Annotated in this window: 22 protein-coding genes and 2 tRNA genes; 10 read left to right on the top strand and 14 right to left on the bottom strand. The window is 60.3% G+C overall.

All coding sequences use genetic code 11. The features are described from left to right. The 10 genes from fabZ to pyrH all read right to left on the bottom strand — a co-directional run bounded on the left by fabZ (position 1) and on the right by pyrH (position 9,290). Positions 1 to 462, bottom strand: coding sequence for a 3-hydroxyacyl-ACP dehydratase FabZ (gene fabZ, locus ACEN2R_RS18365; protein ID WP_442044140.1), 462 nt, complete (start codon positions 460 to 462; stop codon positions 1 to 3). A 70-nt stretch (positions 463 to 532) separates the two neighbouring features. Next, a complete protein-coding gene (locus ACEN2R_RS18360; RefSeq protein WP_442044139.1) occupies positions 533 to 1,135 on the bottom strand; it encodes an OmpH family outer membrane protein in 603 nt (200 codons plus the stop codon). Positions 1,136 to 1,137: 2 nt separating this feature from the next. Then, entirely contained in the window at positions 1,138 to 3,459 is a 2,322-nt protein-coding gene (bamA, locus tag ACEN2R_RS18355) for an outer membrane protein assembly factor BamA (protein ID WP_442044138.1), read from the bottom strand. Positions 3,460 to 3,612: 153 nt separating this feature from the next. Then, on the bottom strand, positions 3,613 to 3,738 hold the full coding sequence (locus tag ACEN2R_RS18350; RefSeq protein ID WP_442044137.1) for a hypothetical protein: 126 nt from the start codon (positions 3,736 to 3,738) through the stop codon (positions 3,613 to 3,615). A gap of 110 nt (positions 3,739 to 3,848) precedes the next feature. Continuing rightward, positions 3,849 to 5,192 (bottom strand): RIP metalloprotease RseP, encoded by a 1,344-nt coding sequence (gene rseP / locus ACEN2R_RS18345; RefSeq protein ID WP_442044136.1) that lies wholly within the window; start codon positions 5,190 to 5,192, stop codon positions 3,849 to 3,851. A gap of 12 nt (positions 5,193 to 5,204) precedes the next feature. After that, positions 5,205 to 6,383: a 1-deoxy-D-xylulose-5-phosphate reductoisomerase gene (gene dxr, locus ACEN2R_RS18340; protein WP_442044135.1), complete on the bottom strand. Its 1,179-nt coding sequence runs from the start codon at positions 6,381 to 6,383 to the stop codon at positions 5,205 to 5,207. 3 nt (positions 6,384 to 6,386) lie between these two features. Further along, positions 6,387 to 7,178, bottom strand: a complete 792-nt coding sequence (locus ACEN2R_RS18335) for a phosphatidate cytidylyltransferase (protein WP_442044134.1) — start codon at positions 7,176 to 7,178, stop codon at positions 6,387 to 6,389. Next, entirely contained in the window at positions 7,178 to 7,903 is a 726-nt protein-coding gene (gene uppS / locus ACEN2R_RS18330; protein ID WP_442044133.1) for a polyprenyl diphosphate synthase, read from the bottom strand. The genes ACEN2R_RS18335 and uppS overlap by 1 nt, the downstream gene beginning before the upstream one ends. A gap of 26 nt (positions 7,904 to 7,929) precedes the next feature. Next, positions 7,930 to 8,493 carry a ribosome recycling factor gene (frr, locus tag ACEN2R_RS18325; protein WP_442044132.1) on the bottom strand — a complete coding sequence of 188 codons (564 nt, stop codon included), beginning with the start codon at positions 8,491 to 8,493 and terminating at the stop codon, positions 7,930 to 7,932. A 59-nt stretch (positions 8,494 to 8,552) separates the two neighbouring features. Beyond that, positions 8,553 to 9,290, bottom strand: a complete 738-nt coding sequence (pyrH, locus tag ACEN2R_RS18320) for a UMP kinase (RefSeq protein WP_442044131.1) — start codon at positions 9,288 to 9,290, stop codon at positions 8,553 to 8,555. A 153-nt stretch (positions 9,291 to 9,443) separates the two neighbouring features. On the opposite strand from pyrH, the gene miaA reads away from it, so the two are divergent. The 6 genes from miaA (at position 9,444) to ACEN2R_RS18290 (ending at position 17,625) form a co-directional block, all read left to right on the top strand. After that, positions 9,444 to 10,334 (top strand): tRNA (adenosine(37)-N6)-dimethylallyltransferase MiaA, encoded by an 891-nt coding sequence (miaA, locus tag ACEN2R_RS18315; RefSeq protein WP_442044130.1) that lies wholly within the window; start codon positions 9,444 to 9,446, stop codon positions 10,332 to 10,334. A 103-nt stretch (positions 10,335 to 10,437) separates the two neighbouring features. Beyond that, positions 10,438 to 11,238, top strand: a complete 801-nt coding sequence (locus ACEN2R_RS18310) for a helix-turn-helix domain-containing protein (RefSeq protein ID WP_442044129.1) — start codon at positions 10,438 to 10,440, stop codon at positions 11,236 to 11,238. Positions 11,239 to 11,489: 251 nt separating this feature from the next. Further along, positions 11,490 to 13,157 carry an ABC transporter substrate-binding protein gene (locus ACEN2R_RS18305; protein ID WP_442044128.1) on the top strand — a complete coding sequence of 556 codons (1,668 nt, stop codon included), beginning with the start codon at positions 11,490 to 11,492 and terminating at the stop codon, positions 13,155 to 13,157. Positions 13,158 to 13,306: 149 nt separating this feature from the next. Next, complete coding sequence (locus ACEN2R_RS18300) at positions 13,307 to 14,353, top strand: ABC transporter permease (protein WP_442044127.1); 1,047 nt, start codon at positions 13,307 to 13,309, stop codon at positions 14,351 to 14,353. 11 nt (positions 14,354 to 14,364) lie between these two features. Then, positions 14,365 to 15,528, top strand: a complete 1,164-nt coding sequence (locus ACEN2R_RS18295) for an ABC transporter permease (protein WP_442044126.1) — start codon at positions 14,365 to 14,367, stop codon at positions 15,526 to 15,528. A 12-nt stretch (positions 15,529 to 15,540) separates the two neighbouring features. Further along, positions 15,541 to 17,625, top strand: a complete 2,085-nt coding sequence (locus ACEN2R_RS18290; RefSeq protein WP_442044125.1) for a dipeptide ABC transporter ATP-binding protein — start codon at positions 15,541 to 15,543, stop codon at positions 17,623 to 17,625. 107 nt (positions 17,626 to 17,732) lie between these two features. Here the strand turns inward: ACEN2R_RS18290 and ACEN2R_RS18285 are convergent, their stop codons facing one another. Continuing rightward, positions 17,733 to 18,329 carry a lytic transglycosylase domain-containing protein gene (locus ACEN2R_RS18285; protein ID WP_442044124.1) on the bottom strand — a complete coding sequence of 199 codons (597 nt, stop codon included), beginning with the start codon at positions 18,327 to 18,329 and terminating at the stop codon, positions 17,733 to 17,735. A gap of 218 nt (positions 18,330 to 18,547) precedes the next feature. Here ACEN2R_RS18285 and ssb point away from each other — a divergent pair, with 218 nt between their 5' ends. Together ssb and ACEN2R_RS18275 are read left to right on the top strand one after the other, a co-directional pair. Beyond that, on the top strand, positions 18,548 to 19,060 hold the full coding sequence (gene ssb / locus ACEN2R_RS18280) for a single-stranded DNA-binding protein (RefSeq protein WP_442044123.1): 513 nt from the start codon (positions 18,548 to 18,550) through the stop codon (positions 19,058 to 19,060). Positions 19,061 to 19,201: 141 nt separating this feature from the next. After that, positions 19,202 to 19,278 (top strand) — tRNA-Ile (locus ACEN2R_RS18275). A 40-nt stretch (positions 19,279 to 19,318) separates the two neighbouring features. Here ACEN2R_RS18275 and ACEN2R_RS18270 read toward each other — a convergent pair. Beyond that, positions 19,319 to 20,638 carry an ATP-binding protein gene (locus ACEN2R_RS18270; protein ID WP_442044153.1) on the bottom strand — a complete coding sequence of 440 codons (1,320 nt, stop codon included), beginning with the start codon at positions 20,636 to 20,638 and terminating at the stop codon, positions 19,319 to 19,321. Between the two features lie 43 nt (positions 20,639 to 20,681). Between ACEN2R_RS18270 and ACEN2R_RS18265 the strand changes: the two genes are divergently transcribed. Together ACEN2R_RS18265 and ACEN2R_RS18260 are read left to right on the top strand one after the other, a co-directional pair. Continuing rightward, positions 20,682 to 21,605, top strand: a complete 924-nt coding sequence (locus ACEN2R_RS18265; RefSeq protein WP_442044122.1) for an MBL fold metallo-hydrolase — start codon at positions 20,682 to 20,684, stop codon at positions 21,603 to 21,605. 80 nt (positions 21,606 to 21,685) lie between these two features. Next, positions 21,686 to 21,760: transfer RNA gene (locus ACEN2R_RS18260), tRNA-Asn, on the top strand. Between the two features lie 192 nt (positions 21,761 to 21,952). Here ACEN2R_RS18260 and ACEN2R_RS18255 read toward each other — a convergent pair. Both ACEN2R_RS18255 and ACEN2R_RS18250 read right to left on the bottom strand, forming a co-directional pair. Then, positions 21,953 to 22,135: a hypothetical protein gene (locus ACEN2R_RS18255; RefSeq protein WP_442044121.1), complete on the bottom strand. Its 183-nt coding sequence runs from the start codon at positions 22,133 to 22,135 to the stop codon at positions 21,953 to 21,955. A 222-nt stretch (positions 22,136 to 22,357) separates the two neighbouring features. Further along, positions 22,358 to 22,540, bottom strand: a 183-nt coding sequence (locus ACEN2R_RS18250) for an ATP-binding protein (RefSeq protein ID WP_442044120.1), incomplete at its 5' end; no start/stop codon positions are given.

Genomic DNA, 22,540 nt, shown 5'->3' with positions numbered 1-22,540 from the left:
CTACCCCTGAAGGTCCATCATGGCGGTGAAGTCGGCCTCGGCCGCAACCTCTCCCTCGACCGTCCCGACCCCGTGGAACCGCCAGACCTTGGCCCCCGGTTTGCCGCGAGTGACCGTAATGCTCATTTCCAGCACATCGCCCGGAACCACCTTGCGGCGGAATTTGCAGGCGTCGATTGCCATGAAATACACCAGCATATTCTTGTCGGCCATATCCATGCTTACGCCGACCATGACGGCAGCGGTCTGCGCCATGGCCTCGATGATGGTGACGCCGGGCATGATCGGGGTGCTTGGGAAATGCCCCTGAAAATGAGGCTCGTTGAAAGTGACGTTCTTGACGCCGACGGCAGAGACCCCGTGCACGATGTCGCGGACCTTATCCACCAGAAGAAACGGGTAGCGGTGCGGGATCAGGCGCTTGATCAGGTCGATATCTGCGGTGGTCGGCAAGTCTGTCATATACCCGTTCCTTATCTTTTTGTGTTCTGAAACGAGTAACAAGTCAGGCGGGTTTCGGCAAGAGAGGCCGCTAGGGCCTCGGCGCTGGCGGAACCGGGACCGGCGCGTCTGGATCAACCGACTGGGGCTGCGGCGCAATTGTGGTGCCATCGCCAAGTTCCGCATTGATCCGCGCGATTGCCGCGTCGGTGATATCTATCGCTTCCGCCGCCAGAAAGATCGCCCGCTTGTCCAGAATTGCGACAGCACCCCTTTCGCGCACCAGATTGGCAAGCATCGGCAGGGCGCGGTTAAAGAACTGCTGCCGCTCCTCATCACGCCTGCGGCCCAGATCGCGCGATTTGGCGTCCTGCGCGGTGCGGATTCCCTGCACCTTTTGATCAAAGGCATCGGCAAGCGTCCGGAATGCATCGGCCGACAGGCCGGGGCGCTTTTCGGTCAGCTCTCTCTCTTCGCGGGTCAGGTCCGCCTCTATCTTGCGGTTTTCGGCGGCAAGGGCGATTGCCTCCTGCTCCAGCTCGGTCGTGACGCGCAAACCGTAAAGAGAGGTCGAAAACACCAGATCCTGATCAAGCGTCAGAAACGGGACGCTTTGGGTAGTCTGCGCAAGACCTGCCGTTGCAAAAAAAGCGGTGACGCAAAACGCCACCGCCTTTGTGATGCCGGCCCGCATGATCAGAACTGGGTCGAAATGGTCAGGTCGAAGGATTGCTCTTTATCATAGCTTTCCTTCTGCAGCGCCTTCGAGAAGTTGAAGCGCAACGGACCGATACCGGTTGTCCAGAACACCGACACCCCAATCGCAGAGCGCAGATGCGCCGTGTCATCGACAGGTCCACCGGACCCTGCGGTGTTGTCCAGACCCCAGACAGACCCCACATCAAAGAACACGCCACCGGTCAGGCCATACTCTTCGGGCAGGCCCACGGGGAACTCTGCCTCGAACCGGGCAACTGCAAAGTAGTTGCCGCCAAGCGCGTCCTGATTGGCAGCCGTCAGATCGCGGGGACCGATGCCGTTCTGGCTGAAGCCGCGCATGGTCGATCCGTTCATGAAGAACCGGTCGGTGATGCGGCTGTCCCCCGAGATCATGTTGACCGCGCCGCCTTCAAGCTGGGCGCGCAGGTTGACATCCTCGTTCAGGACAGAGGTTTCGGCCCCCAACTGAACAGAGGTCCGGACATATTTCGCGTCGCCACCGGCACCGGCAAAATCCTGACCGAACCGCAGAACGATCCCCGCAGCCGGGTTCAGGCCCGAACGGCGGGTTTCATAGGTGTAGGTATAGCCAAGCGCACTTGTGGTCCGTTTGCCCGAATCTGCCTGAATGATTGTCGAACTGGACGTGGTCACATTCGAAATTTCCGCCTGTCCGATGGAATAGCGCAGGCCAAGACGGCCGTTCTCGGATACGGGGAACTCTATCGATGGGCTAAGGCTAAGGGACCGCGTGTCATAAAAGGCGTCATCCTGCTGGGATTCCGAATAGCCAAGGCTAAGGCGGAACAGCAGGTCGCGGCCCAAAAGCGCTGGTTCACTGAACACGAACGACCCGTTGCCGTTGTCAGTCCCGATAGAGGCCGCAAACGACAGCCCCTGCCCGCGCCCCAGAAAGTTCCGCTCGGAGAAGTTGACCGTCAGGCCGATGCCCTGATCGACACCATAGCTGGCCCCGAAACCAAGTGTTCCCGTAGGCTGCTCTTCGACGTTGACATCAACCACTACCTGATTGGCGCTGCTGCCCTCATTCGCCTTCACGTCCGTCGACGCAAAGAACCCCAGCGCACGGATGCGTTCGGCGCTTTCGCGGATTTCGCGTGGATTAAAGGGGTCGCCCTCGACGATTTTGAACTGGCGGCGAACCACACGGTCAAGCGTGGTGTTGTTGCCCTCGATGTCGATCCGTTCGACGAAAACACGCGGGCCACGGGACAGAACGAAGTCAATATCCAGCGTCAGGTTGCGTTCGTTGCGGGTCACGCGCGGCTCTACCCGAATGAAATTCAGGCTTTTCTGAAGCGCAAGCCGTTCCATCCGCGCGATGGTGTTGTCGACGACGCCGGGGTTGTAAATGCTGCCCGGCTTGATGTCTGCAATCGCCAGAAACTCTTGCGCGTCCACATCGGCCAGATCGCTGGAGGCCGTGATATTGCCGAACTTGAACTGCTGGCCTTCACGCACGTTGAAGGTGACGAAGAACCCGTCACGCTCTCTTGCGACTTCCGATGCCACCGACAGCGTCTGGAAATCGACATAGCCGCGCGACAGGTAAAAATCTCGCAGAACCTGCTTGTCGAACTCGATCCGGTCGGCGACGAAGGTATCGCTTTTGATGATGGCGCGCAAAAGGCCCGCCTGTTTCGTGCCCAGAACGCGGCGCAGACGGCTGTCGGAATAGGCGCGGTTGCCAACGAAGCTGATGCGCTGAACCTCGACAACCTTGCCCTCCTTGACCTGAAACACCAGATCGACGCGATTATCTGAACGGCGGATGATCCGCGGCTCGACCGTTGCTGCGATCCTGCCCTGCTGGCTGTAAACCTCGACGATCGCGGCGGCATCCGCCTCGGCAACGGTCGGGCTGTACACGCGGCGCGACTGCGATCGCAGCAGCGCCAGAAGCGGTTCGTCCTTCAGGCGCGCGTTGCCCTCGATGGCGATGCGGTTGATGGTCGGGAATTCCTTGACGGTAATCAAAAGAGAATTGCCCTGAGGCGTCATCTGGACCGTCTCGAACAGACCAGAGTTCATAATCCGTTGGTAGGCGTCATTCAACTGGCCGGCAGACAATGTCTGCCCCCTGGCGATTCCTGCATAGGTCAGGATTGTCGCCGGCTCGACCCGCTGGTTTCCTTCGATCCGCACGTCGGTGATCGTATATTGCTGCGCGTGTGCCTGTGTCGGAACAAAGGCTGAAGTCGTTGCAAAGGCTAAGAAAACCGTTCCGGCCAAGACCCTGGACCCTGGCAATACCCGTGCGATTAGAAACCGTCTCATTGCACACAATACAGTCATGAAATCCATCCGCGTTAAACCCAAGATTAAACATTGCCTAGCGGGATTAACCTGCCTTGTCAAAAGGCGCGGACCACCCTTGCGGAATTTTCCGAAAAAGTTGCCAAAGTGACATTTAATTTGGGAAAGATCGGATTACAGCGAGCCGAAGAACGCGCCGGCGCATAGTGCGAACACGATGGTCGCCAGATACAGGATACGATCCCAGTTGAGATCAACCAGAAGCGAGAGACCGCGATATCCGCTATGAATGGTTTGCATTTCAATGCCCCGAACCTTTGACGACGTTGGATACGTCCATAGCCAGAGATTGTGGCATCAATTTGGCATTCCAGCCGAATTCCCCCGGATTTTCCGGGGGAAGGCCATTTTCAAGGGCAAAGGAACAGGTCGTTCGACACCGCGAACAGCATCAGGCTAAGCAAAAGCGCCAGCCCCGCCCCCATCAGCACCCGCAGCGCACCGTCACTTGGCGGTTTGCCGGTCACGGCCTCGTAGGCGTGAAACACAAGGTGCCCGCCATCCAGAACCGGGATCGGAAACAGGTTCAACAGCCCGACCGCAGTCGACAGCAGCGCGACAAAGCGGATAAAGCTGCCCGCGCCCTGACTGGCCATATCGCCGGACGCCTGAGCGATCCCGATCGGGCCGGTCAGGTTACAAGAGCTGATCGCACCGGTAATCATGTGATACAGCCCCGAAATGCTGGACCGGACAATCAAATAGGTCTGCATCACTGCGCCCTGCGCCGCCTGCCAGACGCCGGGCGTCACGGTCTTGGCCTCGAACATCAACCCGCCCTCGACGCCGAACATCCAGCGTTCCTGAAAGGTGCCGTCGGCGTTCGGTTGATCGACGCGGCGCGGGGCAAGCGCGAAGTCCAGCGTTTCACCGTCGCGATCGACGGTCAGCATCAAAACCCGCCCCTGGGACTCTGCAACTGCGGTCTGCAACTGGCTAAAGGCGAAAATCGGGGTGCCATCGACGGCGGTAATCACATCCCCGACCTGAAGCTTGATCTCCATCGCGGCAGATTGCGGCTGAAGCCCCGCGATCAGTGGCGGGAACGGATAGGGACCGCGCACGGTCGTTTCCTGCCCATCGCGCACGACAGTATAGTCCAGAACGGGCTGCACCGGCAAACCATTGATGAAATCGTTGAACTCTTCCAGCTTGGGCGCGGTCGTTCCGTTGATGCCGACGATCTGGTCCCCGACCTGCAATTCCTGCACGAAAGAGGCAGGCATGGGCCGCATTTCCGCAACGGTCAGCGGATCGACCGCCACGCCACGGGCCAACAGCATGCCGCCGAACAACAAAAATGACAAAATGAAGTTGAACACAGGCCCGGCCGCAACCGTGGACGCCCGCGCCCACAAGGGGGCCGCGTGCATGCTGCGGCGGCGGTCGGTTGGCGACAAGGCCCCGATGGCCGCCGCATCCTTGCCGCTGGCCGCGTCGGCATCGCCCAGGAATTTCACATAGCCCCCAAAGGGAAGCAGGGCCACCTGCCAGCGCGTGCCGCGTTTATCGACACGCGAGTAGATCACCGGACCAAAGCCCAGCGAAAACACCTCGGCGTGGATGCCGCACCAGCGCCCGACGATATAGTGCCCGTATTCATGGATCGCCACGATGATCGAAAGAGCCACAACAAAGGCCGCCATCGTATAAAGAAAGCCGCCAAACGACGGGATCAATCCGACAATATCCAAATTACCTATTCCTTATGCCTGTCTTTTTTGGCGGATCGCTTCGTCTGCCCGCCTTCTTGCCAGATGGTCTGTTTGAACGACGTTATCAAGGTTAACTTCGGCATTTCCAAGGCTGGAATCGGACCCGAACCGGTCAAGCACCGTCTCGACCACCTCTGCCATTTCAAGAAACCCCAGCCGGCCATCGATAAAGCCGTCAAGTGCCGCGTCCTTGGCCGCGTTAAAGGCCGCGCCGGACAGGCCGCCTGTCGCCATAACCTGACGGGCCAGCCGCAATGCGGGGTATCGGGCGTCATCGGGCGCGCTGAAATGCAACGCGCCGATCCGCGCCAGATCCAGCCGCTCGACACCCAGCCGCCGGCGTTCGGGCCAATGTAGCGCGTAGCCGATCGCGTGGCGCATATCGGGCGGGCCAACATGGGCCATCAGCGCGCCATCAACAAAACCGACAAGAGCATGGATCAGGGATTCAGGGTGCACAAGCACCTCTATCTGGTCAGGTCTGAAGCCAAAGTATTCTTTTGTTTCAATTAGTTCCAATGCCTTGTTGAACATAGACGCGCTGTCGATCGTAATCCGCTGGCCCATCGCCCAATTCGGGTGGCTCGAGGCCTGTTCCAGCGTCGCACCGGCCAGTTTTTCCATCGGCCAGTCGCGGAACGCACCGCCCGACGCAGTGATGATCACCCGCTCGACCGCGTCCATATCCTCGCCCACCAGCGCCTGAAACACCGCCGAATGTTCGCTGTCAACGGGCAGGACTGTTGCCTCGTGCCGCGCCGCCTCGCCCATCAACAGGGGGCCCGCAGTGACAAGGCTTTCCTTGTTGGCAAGCGCCAGCGTCGAGCCGTGGCGCAGGGCGCGCAAACCGGGCACCAGCCCCGCCGCGCCCACAATCGCGGACATCATCCAATCGACGGGACGGTCGGCGGCGTCGGCAATGGCACCCTGCCCCGCCGCCACCTTGGTTCCCGATCCGGCAAGCGCGTCGCGCAAGCCCGCAAGGCAATCGTCATAGGCGGTCACGGCAAGCTTTGCGCCGACCGCAAGGGCCTGTCGCGCCAAAAGGTCGATATTGCGCCCGCCGGTCAGAACCTCGACGCCGTATTCGCCCTCGTCGCCGCGCAGGATCAGATCAATGGTGTTTTGTCCGATGGACCCGGTGGACCCGAAAACAGAAACCTGCCGCATCCGTCAAAAGCCCGTCAGCGGCAGCGCCACGAACTGCACGATCAGCAGCAGCAAAACCGCCGCCCCCAGCAGCCCGTCGAACCGGTCGAACAGGCCGCCATGGCCGGGCAAAAGGTTGGAACTGTCCTTGACCCCCATCTTGCGCTTCACAGCGCTTTCGGCCACGTCGCCCACCTGACTGGCCATCGACAACAGCACCGACACTGGCACCAGCCACAGCCCCGCATGGGATGTCAGCGCGAAGACCAGCCCGACAAGGCCCGCCGCAATCCAGCCGGACACCGCACCGGACCATGTTTTCTTGGGGCTGACCCGCGCCCAAAGCTTTGGACCGCCGATGATCCGCCCCCCGAAGTAGCCGAAAATATCCGTCGCCACCACGACAAGCACCAACCACAGCAGCCAGGGCATGCCCGATGCGCTGCGCAGCGCCATCAGCTCGAACCCGGCAACAAGAATAAGAAAGGCAAAGGCGGCAAACAGACGCCGCTGCATTGGAATGATCGCAAACCCGGCGGCGGGCACAACGATCAGCAGCAAAAAGCCCGGAAGCGTCGGCAGATAAACCGCCACCCAAAGGCTGACAGCCGCACCGGCACCCAGCAGGAACGACCGCCGTTTCAGCTCGGGCGAAACCATCCGCGCCAGTTCCCAGACCATCACGCCGCAACAGATCGACACCATCGCGGCAAACCATACGCCACCCAGCCAGATGCCAAGCAGCCCCGTTGCCACCATCGCCACCGCCGTCACCAGACGCGGGGCAAGATCATCCCATTGGCCAGAGGGTGCCATCAGACCGCCACAGCCCCATAGCGCCGTTCGCGAAGACCAAAGCGGCCAATGGTCTGGGCAAAGATCTCTGCGGTGAAATCGGGCCAGAGCGTGTCGATGAATTCATATTCCGAATAGGCCGACTGCCAGAGCAGAAAGTTGGAAATCCGCGCCTCGCCGCTGGTACGGATCACCAGATCGGGGTCGGGCAACAGGCAGGTGTCCAGATAGCGCGGCAATGTTTCCTCGTCCACGTCATCGGGTGACAGTTTTCCCGACGCCACGTCGCGCGCCAGACGCTTGGTCGCGCGGGCCACCTCGTCGCGGCCGCCGTAGTTCAACGCGATGGTCAGATGCACCAGATCGTTATGGCTGGTCAGAACCTCCAGATCATCCATCAGCTTGACCAGTTTCGCATCCAGACGCAGGCGGTCACCGATAAACCTGACCCGCACACCGTGTTTCAGCAGGCGTTTCGCCTCTTTCTCGATGTAGCGGCGGAACAAGGCCATCAAACCGGCAACCTCGGTCTGGGTGCGTTTCCAGTTCTCGGTCGAAAAGGCAAAGATCGTCAGATAGCGCACGCCAAGCTCCGGACAGGCCTCGACGATCTCGCGAACGCGCCGTGCGCCGGCCTGATGGCCGAACAGGCGCGGCCGCCCGCGGGCCGTTGCCCACCGCCCGTTGCCGTCCATAATAATCGCGACATGTTCGGGGCTGATGTCTTTGGTGTCTTTCGCGGCCAAAATATGGCTCCTTGGTCGGGCGGGCGTTAAACCTGCATGATTTCCTGCTGCTTGGCTTCCAGCGCCACGTCGATCGCGGCAATCGCGTTGTTCGTCAGTTCCTGCACTTCGCCTTCCCAAAGCTTCACATCGTCCTCGGACATGTTGTTGGCTTTGGCCTTTTTGATCTGGTCCATGCCGTCGCGGCGCACGTTGCGCACGGCGACACGCGCATGTTCGGCATAGCCTGCGGCGACCTTGGTCAGCTCGCGGCGGCGTTCCTCGTTCAATTCGGGGATCGGCAGCATGATGATCGTGCCGTTCAGCTGCGGGTTGATCCCCAGACCACTTTCGCGGATCGCCTTTTCAACCTTCTGGACAAGCGCCTTGTCCCAGACGTTGATCGTGACCATGCGGGGTTCGGGCACGTTGACGGTGCCGACCTGATTGATCGGGGTCATGCTGCCATAGCTTTCGACCATGATCGGGTCCAGCATCGACGCAGAGGCGCGGCCGGTCCGCAACGAAGCGAATTCCGTGCGCAACGCAGCCATTGCGCCATCCATGCGGCGCTGAAGATCGTCAAGGTCGATTTCTTTATAGTCTGCCATGTGTCCACTCTACTTTTATTCTATCATCGGCTCTTGGGCCTGTTGCCCAAATTGTAAACTTAATCGTGCACGGTTGTATAGGTGCCTTCACCCGCCAGAATCCCCTTGAACCCGCCCGGTTCATCCAAAGAGAACACGATGATCGGCAGGTGGTTGTCGCGGGCAAGCGCGATGGCGCTGGCGTCCATCACCCCCAGATGCTTTTGCAGCACCTCGTCATAGCTGACGCGGTCATAGCGCTTTGCATCGGCGTATTTCACCGGGTCCTTGTCATAGACACCGTCGACCTTGGTGCCCTTGAATATCGCCTCGCAGGCCATTTCGTTGGCGCGCAGGGTCGCGGCTGTGTCGGTGGTGAAATAGGGGTTTCCGGTGCCTGCCGCAAAGATGCAGACGCGCTTTTTCTCAAGGTGGCGCACCGCGCGGCGGCGGATGTACGGCTCGCATATCTCGTCCATCGGGATCGCGGAAATCACGCGGGTGTGGATGTTCAGTTCTTCCATCGCCGATTGCATGGCCAATGCGTTCATCACCGTGGCAAGCATGCCCATATAGTCGGCTGTCGTCCGCTCCATCCCCTGCGCGCTGCCCTGCAACCCGCGAAAGATATTGCCGCCGCCGATGACCATGCAGATCTCGACACCCATATCGTGCACGGTCTTGACCTCTCGCGCGATGCGCTGGACCGTCGGCGGGTGCAGGCCGAAGCCCTGATCGCCCATCAGCGCCTCGCCCGAAATTTTAAGCATGACGCGGGTAAAGGCCGGCGCGGGTTCTTTTGTGGCTGTGTCGTTCATCGGATTGTCCCCCGCCGATTTGTGGTGTTTGATAAGAGATGCAGAATTTTGCGCAAAATGTCGGAAAACGCGGCCGGGTTCAACGCCTAACCGCCGCGTCACACATATGGGTCGTAGAAACACCCCGTCCAAGCCCGGAAGATGACCTGAACTTTGACTGACAAGACACTGATAAACATAAATAACATTGACCCAGACCGGCCTGTATTGATCGCGGGGCCGACCGCGTCGGGAAAATCCGCGCTGGCGCTGCAAATTGCACAGGCGCAGGGCGGGGTGATTGTGAACGCCGACGCCTTGCAGGTTTTCGACGGCTGGCGGATCCTGACCGCGCGCCCCTCGGATGATGAGGAAGCCGCGGCACAGCACCGGCTTTACGGGCATATTCGCTATGACGCCACCTATTCGGTCGGCCATTGGCTGCGCGACGTGGCGCCTTTGTTGCAGGCTGGCCCCCGCCTGATCATCGTCGGGGGGACGGGGCTGTATTTCACCGCGCTGACCGAAGGGCTGGCCGATATTCCGCCCACCCCGGACGCAGTGCGGGCAGAGGCGGGTGCGCGGATGGCACAGGACGGCATCGCCGCCCTGCTGGCAGATCTGGACGCCGTGACCCTGTCGCGCATTGATCTGCAAAACCCGGTTCGGGTGCAGCGCGCATGGGAGGTGCAGCGCGCAACGGGGCGCGCCATTTCCGACTGGCAGGACAAGACGCCGCCGCCCCTGCTGCCGCTGGCACAGACCCAGCCCTTTGTGATGGACGCGGGCAAGGATTGGTTGTGGGACCGGATATCGCGCCGTTTCGATATGATGATGGACATGGGCGCCCTGACCGAGGCACAGACGATGGAGCCAGACTGGGACCCGGCCCGCCTGTCGTCCAAGGCCATCGGCGCGCCGGAATTGATCGCCCATCTGCGCGGACAGATGCCGCTCGACGAGGCGATAGAGCGGGCCAAGATCGCCTCGCGGCAATATGCAAAACGACAGCGCACATGGTTTCGGGCACGGATGCGCGGCTGGGTTCCGCTTACCCTGCCCTGACCATAGGCGATCCGGCGCTTGCTTCATCAAAGCCTACATTTTAGTGCTTGATTCAGATGGATGCTGGCCATTTAGTTGCACAAATCCAATGTGAGGCACCGCCATGCCGAATTCAGCCCAGCCATTGTCACACATCCGACTGCACCAAATTCCGCGTCTGGCACAGGCGGGGCGCTGGCGGATCGAGGCGATGCACAGCTATCCGCATCATCTGTTGTTGTGGGTCACCCGCGGACAGGGCCGGATTACGGTTTCGGGCAACACCCGCGGCTATGGCGCCCATAACGCGATCTTCATTCCCGCCCGCACGATGCATTGCTTCGATATGACGGCACAGGTCTTTGGAACGGCGGCATTCATCCCGGCCACGTTGGTTCTGGACATGCCTGCGGCCGCGCATCACATCCGGGTCCGCGACGCCGGATCGCAGGCCAAAGTGACCGGCATTCTGGACAACCTGTCGTCCGAGTCAGAGTCGCCACGCCTTGCCGGTGCCCGCGCCATGCAGCACCATGCGGGGCTTTTGTCGGTCTGGCTGGAACGGATGATCGCAGAAACGGCCGCCGACCGGAAGCGCCCCAATGCCAGTGTCAGGTTGATCGAGCGCTATTGCCGCCTGATCGAGGACAATCTGCATAGCGGCAACAGCGTCACTGATTACTGCGCGACGCTGGGCGTCACCCCCACCCATTTGTCGCGGGCCTGCAACGTCACCTGCGGGCGTCCCGCGCTTGCCCTGCTGACCGAACGGATCATGTTCGAGGCGCGCGATATGCTGGCCGCGACGACGATTCCGGTAAAGGATATCGCGCGGTCACTCGGGTTTACTTCTGCCGCGTATTTCACCCGCAGCTTTCAGCACCATACGGGCAAGACCCCGTCTGCGTTCCGTCAAAAGACCTGACGAGTCGGTCATCAACAGGGGTTTCGGGTTGCATCCCAACCAAATGTCGCGTTTCTTATATCATAATGTCGTATTTGTTACATAAAATGAAGAAACGGATCGTTGACGCACGCAAGGTTCTCGTGCGGAATGATGGAATGAAAAACGACTTGGGGATGCATCTGGACAACATCGTCTGTTCGCCGCTTTTGCGGCATAAGGCACACGGGTTTCATCAATCATAAAAAACACTGTCTCTCAGGGAGAATACCATGACGCTCACCACCAATATCAACAATGCACCGCATGCATCGCTTGGCATGTATGCCGACGAAGTGAAGGCGGGCAAGCTGAGCCGCCGCGAGTTTTTGACACGCACAACCGCGCTTGGTGTCTCGACCGTCGCCGCCTACGCGGCCATCGGTCTGACCGCAAGTGACGCGCAGGCAGCCAGCCATGTGGCGACACCGCCGATGGGCGGCACGCTGCGCATCCAGACCGGCATTCTTGCCCTGAAAGACCCCCGCACCTACGACTGGTCCGAAATGGGCAATTTCACCCGCGGCTTCCTGCAATATCTTGTTGAATACCGCGCGGACGGTTCGTTCCACGGCGTCCTGCTAGAGGGCTGGTCGGTGAACGACGACGCCACAGAATACACATTCAACGTCCGCAAGGGCATTAAATGGAACAACGGCGATGATTTCACCGCCGAAGACGTGGCCGCGAACATGATCGGCTGGGCCGACAAGTCGGTCGAGGGCAACTCTATGGCGGGCCGCATCGCGACCTATGTCGACGAGGCCACCGGCAAAGCCAAAGAGGGTGCGGTCACTGTCATCGACAGCCACACCATTGTGCTGAAACTGCCCGCCCCCGACATCTCTATCATTCCGGGCATCGCCGATTACCCCGCCGCGATCCAGCACAAGGATCTGATCGGCACGAACCCTATCGACCACGGCGTTGGCACCGGCGCATACAAACCCGAAAGCTACGAGGTTGGCGTAAAGTCCGTCTTGGTCAAGAACACCGACCAGCCCTATTGGGGCGACGATGCCTATCTTGACCGGATCGAGTTCATCGACTTCGGTCAGGATCCGTCCTCTTGGGCGGCGGGTGCCGAGGCCGATGAATTCGACATGACCTACGAGACGACCGGCGATTTCCTGGAGCTGTTCGACAACATCGGCTGGAACCGGGCCGAAGTGACAACGGCGGCAACGGTTGTTGTGCGTCCGAACCAGCTTGCCGAAATCGACGGCAAGAAGCCCTACGCAGACGTCCGTGTCCGCAAGGCGATCCAGATGGCAGTCGACAACGCTGTCTTGCTGGAACTTGGAATTGCAGGCAAAGGCCGCGTTGCCGAAAACCACCACGTCTGCCCGATCCACCCGGAATATGCCGAACTGCCGCCGATCGTCTTTGATCCGGCTGCCGCAAAGGCCATGATGGAAGACGCCGGCATGATGGATTTCGAGCACGAGCTGATCTCGATCGACGATGACTATCGCCGTAATACCTGCGACGCGGTCGCAGCACAGATGCGCGATGCAGGCTTCAAGGTGAAGCGCACCGTCATCCCCGGCTCTACCTTCTGGAACGACTGGACGAACTATCCGTTCTCGTCGACCAACTGGAACCACCGCGAACTGGGCGTTCAGATCCTTGCCCTTGCCTATCGCAGTGGCGAGGCCTGGAACGAGTCCGGCTTTGCGAACGCCGAATTCGACGCAAAGCTGACAGAGGCATTGTCGATCATCGACGCCGACAAGCGCCGCGTTGTGATGAAGCGTCTGGAGGAGATCATGCAGGAAGAAGGCGTGACGATCCAGCCTTACTGGCGCTCGATCTTCCGCCATTTCCGCGATGGCGTTATGAACGCGGATATGCATCCGAAGTTCGAGATCGACGTTCATAAGCTGGGCGTGTCGGCCTAGGATCAAGATCGGGGGGCGTCGATGACGTCCCCCTTTTTTCAACGGCACGACGCCCGATGAACGGCGTGTGCTGAATGGCGACGGACCGGCTCCGCGCGCCACGGTGACGCACAATAATCGCGCCCGGAACCCGACCAACAGGGGAAAAAATGGGACTATTCATTCTACGCCGCCTTGGGGTCATGCTGCTGACCGCGCTGTGCCTGACAATCATCGTCTTCTTCCTGACGAACCTTCAGCCGAACCTTGAAAAACTGGCCAAGACCCAGGGCAACTTTCGCATGAGCGACGAGGAAGTGACGTCGTGGCTGGACAATAACGGCTACGGCGGCTCTATGATCTACCGCTACGGTCAATGGCTGGGCGTGGTGCCCGGATGGACCCTGACGGCAGAGAATGGCACCCCCAAGGGGCGCTGTCTGGACGTCAAGACCCCCACCGCCCCCGCGCCCAAGTTTTGCGGCGTGTTGCAAGGCGACTTCGGCTTTTCAACCCGCCTGCGCGATGATGTCACTTCGGTGATCAACACGCGCCTGACGCTGACCGGAAAGTTGATGTTCTGGGTGATGATCGTAATGGTGCCTTCGGCGCTGTTGATCGGCGTGCTGGCGGGGATGCGCGAAGGATCGCGGACCGATCGCACCTTGTCGACTTTCTCTATCGCCACCACCGCCACCCCTGAATACGTCTCCGGCGTGCTGCTGATCATCATTTTCGCCTCTCGCGCCGGTGGATTGCAATGGTTCAAGGGGTCGTCGACCTCTGCCATGGAAAGCATCAATTTTGACAATTTCACCCTGCCCGTCATGACCATGGCGCTTTACGGGATGGGCTATGTCGCGCGGATGACCCGCGCCTCGATGGCCGAGGTGATGACCGCGCAATACATCCGCACCGCGCGGCTGAAGGGCGTCAGGTTCAGGAACATCGTCCTGAAACACGCCCTGCGCAACGCGCTGATCGCGCCCTTCACCGTCATCATGTTGCAGTTCCCCTGGCTGTTGACCGGCGTGGTGATTGTGGAAACACTGTTCAATTACAAAGGCTTCGGCTGGACCTTGGTCGAGGCCGCCGGAAACAATGATATCGAGCTTCTTCTCGGCTGCTCGGTCGTCGGTGTGTTTGTGGTTCTGGTAACGCAGCTGATATCGGATATCGGCTATGTTTTCCTGAACCCGCGCATCCGTATCGCTTAAAGGAGCTGGGAATGGAGACGCTTTCTTGGGGCCCGATCATTGCGGGCATGGTCACGCAACTGATGCCGGTCTGGATCGCGATGGTGGCAACATTTGCGCTATCGATCACATTCAAACGCAAGCTGGGCCTTTACGGCAAACTGTTCGACAGCCCGATCGGGATGACCGGCTTTGCGCTGGTGCTGTTCTGGGTGCTGACTGCCATCATGGCCGATCTGGTCATCACCCACGACCCGATCCGCGACGTGATCAGCCAGATGAAGAACAAGGTGCCGGGCACCGCCCTGCCCGATGGCGACGGCCGCTATGCCCATTATCTGCTGGGCGGCGACATTCTGGGCCGCGACGTGTTCAGCCGGATGATCATGGGCGCCCGCGAGGTGCTGAAGATCGCCCCCGCCGCGACGTTGTTTGCCTTTATGGTCGGCATCACCCTTGGCCTGCCTGCGGGGTATTTCGGCGGCACATTCGACACGGTGCTGTCGTTCATCGCAAACCTTGTGCTCGCCTTCCCGGTGATCTTGCTGTTTTACCTGCTGGTCACGCCGGAAATCGTGGCCACCGGCATTCCGGTCTATCTGGCGGCGGTGCTGTTCCTGTTCCCGATCATCTTCCTGACCATCCTGTGGAACTCGCGGTTCTATGTGCAACCGATGAAACGGAACATCTACATCGCACTGACGCTGATCATCGGGTTCTGGCTCTACTCCGGTCTTGCCTTCGATGCCGATCCACTGGGCCTGATCAGCATGCCATCCAACATCCTGATCGTCTTTGTCTCGGTCGTGTTTGTGAACTCTCCTACGGTGTTCCGCATCGTGCGCGGCATCGTACTGGACATCAAGACCCGCGACTATGTGGCGGCGGGGCAAACCCGTGGCGAGGGGCCGTGGTATATCATGCTGTGGGAAATCCTGCCGAACGCGCGCGGCCCGCTGATCGTCGATTTCTGCCTGCGCATCGGCTATACGACGATCCTTCTGGGAACGCTTGGCTTTTTCGGCCTTGGCGTGTCGCCTGAATCCTCGAACTGGGGATCGACGATCAACGACGGGCGCAAGCTGTTGTCGATCTACCCGCATCCGGCCCTGCCCCCCGCACTGGCATTGATGACGCTTGTGCTGGGACTGAACCTGCTGGCCGACGGCCTGCGCGAAGAATCGCTGAAAGATTAAGGAACTGATATCATGGCAAAATGGGACTATGACGGCCCGATCCTTGAAATCGACACCCTGTCGATCAGCTTTTTCACCCGCACCCGCGAAATACCTGCGGTGATGGATTTCTCCTGCACGGTGCAGCGCGGCGAGGCAATGGGCCTTGTGGGCGAATCCGGTTGCGGAAAGTCCACCGTGGCGCTGGGGGTCATGCAGGATCTTGGCGTGAATGGCCGCGTTGTGGGCGGCACGATCAAGTTCAAGGGCCGCGACCTTGGGTTGATGTCCCCCGAAGAGCTGCGCGACCTGCGTGGCTCCGAGATCGCGATGATCTATCAGGAACCGATGGCCTCGCTGAACCCCGCGATGAAGATCGGCCAACAGCTGATGGAAGTGCCGATGATCCACGAAGGCGCGTCAAAGGCAGATGCCTATGCCCTTGCCCTGCAAGTGGTGACCGACGTGCGGCTCCCCGATCCCGAACGGATGATGAAAGCCTACCCGCACCAATTGTCCGGCGGCCAGCAACAGCGCATCGTGATCGCGATGGCGCTGATGTCGAAACCCTCGCTGCTGATCCTGGACGAGCCGACTACCGCGCTTGACGTGACGGTCGAGGCGGGCATCGTCGATCTGGTCAAGGATCTGGGCAAGAAATACGGCACATCCATGCTGTTCATCAGCCACAACCTTGGTCTGGTGCTGGAAACCTGCGACCGGCTTTGCGTGATGTATTCCGGCGAGGCGGTGGAAACCGGCAGCATCGAGGATGTCTTCGACAAGATGCAGCACCCCTATACGCAGGCGCTGTTCCGCTCGATCCCGCTGCCCGGCGCGAATAAGAACGACCGCCCGCTGGTGGCCATTCCCGGCAATTTCCCCCTGCCGCATGAACGCCCGAAGGGCTGTAACTTTGGCCCGCGCTGCGATTATTTCGTCGACGGTGTCTGCAATACCGCCAACATCCCGATGAATCGCATCAAGGGCGACGACCGCCACCGCTCGCGCTGTCTGCGGATTGATGACATCGACTGGAACGCCCCGATTGCCGCGTCCGGGAAAAAGGACAAGGCAGAGATCGGGCCAGTGGTTCTGAAGATCGACAACCTCAAGAAATACTACGAGGTGGCGGCGAACGCCCTGTTTGGCGGCGGCGACAAGAAGGTGGTCAAGGCCAACGAGACCCTCAGCTTCGAGGCGCGCGAATCCGAAACGCTGGCCATCGTGGGCGAATCCGGCTGCGGCAAATCCACCCTCGCCAAGGTGCTGATGGGGCTGGAAACAGCAACCGAGGGCACGATCCTTCTGGACGGCAACGAAATCCAGAACACACGGATCGAGGACCGCTCGACCAGCACCGTCTCGAACATCCAGATGGTGTTCCAGAACCCCTTCGACACCCTGAACCCCTCGATGACCGTGGGCCGCCAGATCATCCGTGCGCTTGAAATCTTCAAGGTCGGCAAAACCGAAGCTGACCGGAATACCCGCATGTTGGAACTGCTGGATCTGGTCAAATTGCCCCGCGCCTTTGCCAACCGGATGCCGCGCCAACTGTCGGGCGGGCAAAAACAGCGCGTCGGCATCGCGCGCGCCTTTGCCGGCGACGCGCGGATCGTTGTGGCGGACGAGCCGGTCTCGGCGCTGGATGTTTCGGTTCAGGCGGCGGTCACAGACCTGCTGATGGAAATCCAGAGGGTCAACAAAACCACCCTTCTCTTCATCAGCCACGACCTTAGCATCGTCCGCTATCTTGCTGATCGCGTTATGGTTATGTATCTTGGCCACGTGGTGGAAATTGGCACGACCGATCAGGTGTTCAGCCCGCCCTACCACCCTTATACAGAGGCGCTGCTGTCCGCGGTTCCCATCGCCGACACCTCGGTCAAGAAAAAGCATGTCGTCCTCGAAGGCGATATTCCTTCGGCGATGAACCCACCCACAGGCTGCCCGTTCCAGACGCGCTGCGGCTGGAAATCGCGGGTGCCGGGAAACCTCTGCGAGACCGACGTGCCATTGCAAAAGACCATCGTCGCGGGCCATCAGATCAAATGCCATCTGTCCGACGCTGAATTGGCAAACATGGACCCCGTAATCAAAATCGCGGCGCAATAGCCGCCCGTCGCGGCCTTGCCTTTCTTTTTGGCTTAAATATCCTCGCGCGAAGCGCAAGAAAACCCCGCGCGGCACGCGCGCCTTTGACCAGGCGCGAAAAAGGCGGCCTAGCTGCCCCAGATGACCTTCACGTAATTGCGGGTCTCTTTGTAAGGGGGCACGCCGCCGTGCTTTTCAACGGCACCCGGCCCCGCGTTATAGGCGGCCAGTGCCAGACGCCAGCTTTTGAAGGTCCGGTATTGCGTCGCCAGATACCGCGCGCCGCCTTCAAGGTTCTGGCGCGGATTATGCGGGTCCACGCCCAGCCGACGTGCCGTTCCCGGCATCAACTGCGCCAGCCCGATTGCGCCCTTGTTGGATTTCGCCCGCGGGTTCCAACCGGATTCCTGCTGGACAAGCCGCAGGAACAGATCCTCGGGAACGCCATGCTTGCGGGCCGCAGCGCGGGCCGTTTCCAGATACTCGCCGCGATACTTGCCCCTGTAATTCGGCACGCTGGCCGAACTGCCCGGCGTCACGACCGACGGCGGCTGAAGCCGCACCGAATTCGCATATTGCTTTGCCGCGCGACCATCCAGAACGCTGGTCTGCGAGCGAAACAAAGTCGCGCGCGAAGATTTTGTCGAAAGGTTCAGCCCTTCGGCGTATGTGCCGCCCGGAAAAGCCGTTGCGACCAGAACCGCCGCCCCCAGAAATCGCTTCATCAATCCGCCCCGTTCAAACTCCTGAAAAACTATAGCTTAAAATTCTATTGCTGCCATCCCTTCCGCTCAAATCCGCCCGCCTTATCCTTTTTAGCAGGCCTTTACCCCTTTGCGTCAGGTAATCGCACGTCGGGACCGCCCATTTAAGGCTTTAATTAACCAATCAAGGATGGTGTAACGCTGGGAACAGTTACAGTCAGAATCGACAGGAGGACCGGATGGCAGGCTCGGTGAACAAGGTAATTATCGTTGGCAACCTGGGTCGCGACCCCGAAGTGCGGACATTCCAGAACGGTGGCAAGGTGTGCAATCTGCGCATCGCAACCTCTGAAAGCTGGAAAGACCGCCAGACCGGTGAACGCAAAGAGCGGACCGAATGGCATTCTGTCGCGATTTTTTCCGAACCTTTGGCCAAGATCGCAGAGCAATACCTGAAGAAAGGGTCCAAGGTTTATATCGAGGGCCAACTGGAAACCCGCAAATGGCAGGACGCATCGGGTCAGGACAAATACTCGACGGAAGTCGTGCTGCGCCCCTACCGCGGCGAGCTGACGCTTCTGGATGGCCGCGACAGCGGTGGTTCGCGTGGCGGCGGCGGCGACGGTGGCTATATGCCCGATGACCGCAGCTATGACAGCGGCCCGTCTTCGGGCAGCGGCGGCGGTTATGGCGGCGGTTCCGGTGGTGGCGGCGCACCGTCCAACGATATCGACGACGACATTCCGTTCTAGGACGGGCCCGCACACCGGATTATTCCCGTGCACCTGCGCTGAATTCATGGCCGGTGTGCGGGACACCTCAAAGTCCGACAGCGGAGCAATTTAAAACCCGTCTTGACCGCCACGCGCCACGGCACTAGGCAGTGCACCGGCGGGCCTGTAGCTCAATTGGTTAGAGCAGAGCGCTCATAACGCTTTGGTTGGGGGTTCGAGTCCCTCCGGGCCTACCAATCCGCCTTTTTTATTTGGCGGAGTCTTAGTGCGCAGTCGCTACCGCGCAATCACCAGATCGGCCTTGAGCCCCCCCAGATCCTCGCTTTCGCCAAGCCGCAGCGTCCCGCCATGCCCCCGCGCGATATCGGCGGTGATCGACAGGCCCAGGCCCACGCCGGTGGTGCGGTTCTGGTTGCGCGCCGGCTCCAGCCTTGTGAAGGGCTTCAGCGCCTCTTCGCGCCGGTCTTCGGGAATGCCCGGCCCGTCATCCTCGACAGTAAAGCGGATCGAGCGGTCCAGCACCGCCACGCCAACCCGCGCACGGCTGCCATAGCGCACCGCGTTGCCGATCAGATTTTCCAGGGCCCGCGTGATCGCGGCGGGCCGCATCAGCGCCTCGCCCCCGCCAGTCACACAGCCCAGTGTCACCGGCAGTTCCGCCCGCATGCCCGCCTCGACCACATGGCGGGCAAGCGCCACCGGATCGACCATTTCCGTCGCCTCCAGCGCATCGCCCCGCGCATAGGCCAGGAATTCGTCCAACAGGCGCTGCATGTCCCTGACATCCTGCTTCAGCGCCTTTACATCCTCGTCCTCGTCCATCATCGACAGGCCCAGCGTCAGGCGGGTCAGCGGTGTGCGCAGATCATGGCTGACCCCGGACAACATCAGGGTGCGCTGCTCTATCTGCCGCTCGATCCGGGCGCGCATATCCAGAAATGCATGGCCCGCCGCCCGCACCTCGGTCGCGCCAGAGGGGCGGAACGGATCAGCCCGCCCACGCCCGAACGACTCCGCCGCCGAGGCCAGGCGCTTGATCGGGCGCAGTTGGTTGCGCAAGAAGATGAACGAAACCACCGTCATCAGGAAGGCCAGAAAGATCGTCAGCACCAACAATTGATGCGGGTTCGCGGCAGACACGCGGTTGCGGGCGAAATGTGCCTCCAAATCGCCGAAATCCGTTGCCAGCCGCAGATGAACGCCGCGCGGATCACGGACCAGATCGACCGCGCGGACCTCTGGCAGATAGGTTGCAAAGCTGGTGATCACGGTTTTGCCGGACAGATCATAGAACTCTCTGGCGTTGCCTGCGGGTTCGTCCGAAGGCAGGCGCAGGGTCAACGCCAGCGGCACCTCAAGCGCCGACAGGCGGGTTCGCGCCTCTTCGACGGTCGCGGACCCATCGACGAGCTGCTGCACATATTTCAGGTCCAGCACCAGATTGCGGGTCATCTGGCGGGTCACATCCTCGAAGTGGCGCTGGATGAACACGATCGTCACCGCCAATTGCAGGGTGACGACAGGAACCAACAAGATAAGCGCCGCCCGCCCGTAAAGGCTGCGCGGCAGATAGCGTTTGAGCCAGGTGAAAAACATGCCAAAAGGGTAGCCGTGCCCAGCCTCGAGAGAAAGCCAATTCATGCAAGCCTTTGACGATTTCAACCCGCCCGTGTTTGACCCACCCGTCGGCATCGCCGAGGATCTTGGTGGCGGCGTGCGGCGCATTCTGGCACCCAACCCCTCGCCCATGACCTATCGCGGCACAAACACATATATCGTCGGGCGCGGCCGCGTGGCGGTGATTGACCCCGGCCCGCTGTCAAAGGCGCATCTGGCTGCGATCCTTGACGCGGTCAAAGCCGAAACCGTGACTCATATCTTCGTGACCCACAGCCACCTCGACCATTCGCCCCTTGCCCGCCCCCTGTCGCAGATCACAGGCGCGCCGGTGCTGGCCTATGGCACCAGCGACGCAGGTCGAAGCGCCGTGATGCGACAGCTGGCCAAGGATGGCCTTGCGGGGGGCGGCGAAGGCGTGGATGCGGATTTCGCACCCGACGATCTGCTTTTTGACACACAGACCGTGTCCGGGGAAGACTGGTCGCTGACCGCCCTTTGGACCCCCGGCCATTTCGGCAACCACCTGTCCTTCGCCATGGGCGACACAGTGTTCACCGGCGACCACGTGATGGGCTGGGCCAGTTCGCTGGTCTCGCCCCCCGACGGCGACCTGACCGCGTTCATGGCGTCCTGCGAACGGCTGACACGGGTGCCCGCACGGGTCTTTCATGCAGGCCACGGTGCGCCCGTCACCGACCCCGCGCAGCGGCTGCACTGGCTGATCGCCCACCGCAAGTCTCGCGAGGCGCAGATCCTTGATGCGCTGGACAGCGGCTGCGGCACGGCCGCCAGCCTGACCCACAAAGTTTATACCGATATCAACCCCGCCCTCCTGCCGGCGGCAATGCGGAACGTCTTTGCCCATCTCATTGATTTGGAACACAGAAACCTTGTCTTTCGGCAAGGCCCGCTGTCGACAACCGCCCGTTTTTCCCGCCTGTGAAAAAGTTTCGAAGTTTTCTGCAAGAAAGTTCAAAAGCCTCTGGACGCGGGGAATCCCCCTTGCTATATCGCCCCAAGTGTTCCGACGTAGCTCAGCGGTAGAGCAGTTGACTGTTAATCAATTGGTCGTAGGTTCGATCCCTACCGTCGGAGCCAAAAAATCTCAATGAGATCAATAAGCTACGCAAGAACCCGCCTCGGCGGGTTTTTTCGTAAATGCGACTTGTCACCGAATTTGTCACCAAGTTTCTCAGTTCTCTTACCTAAGCTTTTGTCTGGCTCTCGGCAACGGTGGACCATTTCGGGCTATAGCCATTATTTCAGGCGGAGCTCGGTGCGCCGATGCACTCAGATATCTTGAAAGTAGTAGGGCACGGGCAGCTGTGCAGCCGGACCCTTCAACGTCGTCAGGACGGCTTCGGCGAAACCACTCGCATCTTTTTCCAGCGCGCCCCTGATTTTTCCAGCGTGCCCCTGAAGATCGTCCCATGCAAGAAGGCCGCTTGGGCGTCGACCAAACATTGTGGCCATTCACCACCCATTTGAACATGACGAGCTATGACTGAATCTGGTGTTTTGAAGATTTGAAGGTTGGCGGTGTCAATCCCGGTGGGAAATTGGTCAGTTTCCCGGAGAGATATTGGCCAGTTTTCGGTTTGGGCGGCGCCTTGGCGCGCTTGCTTTCCATATAGCTGACGCGTGCCAAGGCGCGCTGGCCGCAGGCCAGCCCTTTTGATCCCGAGTTTATGGAGTTCAGGTTTGGGCTTTGCGGCTTTCGCGCAGCCGGAAGCTTTCGCCATTCATTTCGAGGGTGTGGACGTGATGGGTCAGGCGATCCAGAATTGCGCCTGTGAGACGATCTGAGCCGAAGACCTCGGTCCATTCATCGAATGGCAGGTTGGAGGTGATGACGATGGAGCCGCGCTCGTAGCGTTG

The sequence above is a fragment of the Pseudogemmobacter sp. W21_MBD1_M6 genome, from assembly GCF_052119585.1.
In the GTDB taxonomy this organism is placed as follows: domain Bacteria; phylum Pseudomonadota; class Alphaproteobacteria; order Rhodobacterales; family Rhodobacteraceae; genus JBGQOJ01.
Note: the sequence above shows the minus strand (reverse complement) of the source record. Positions and strands in the feature narration are given on the sequence as shown.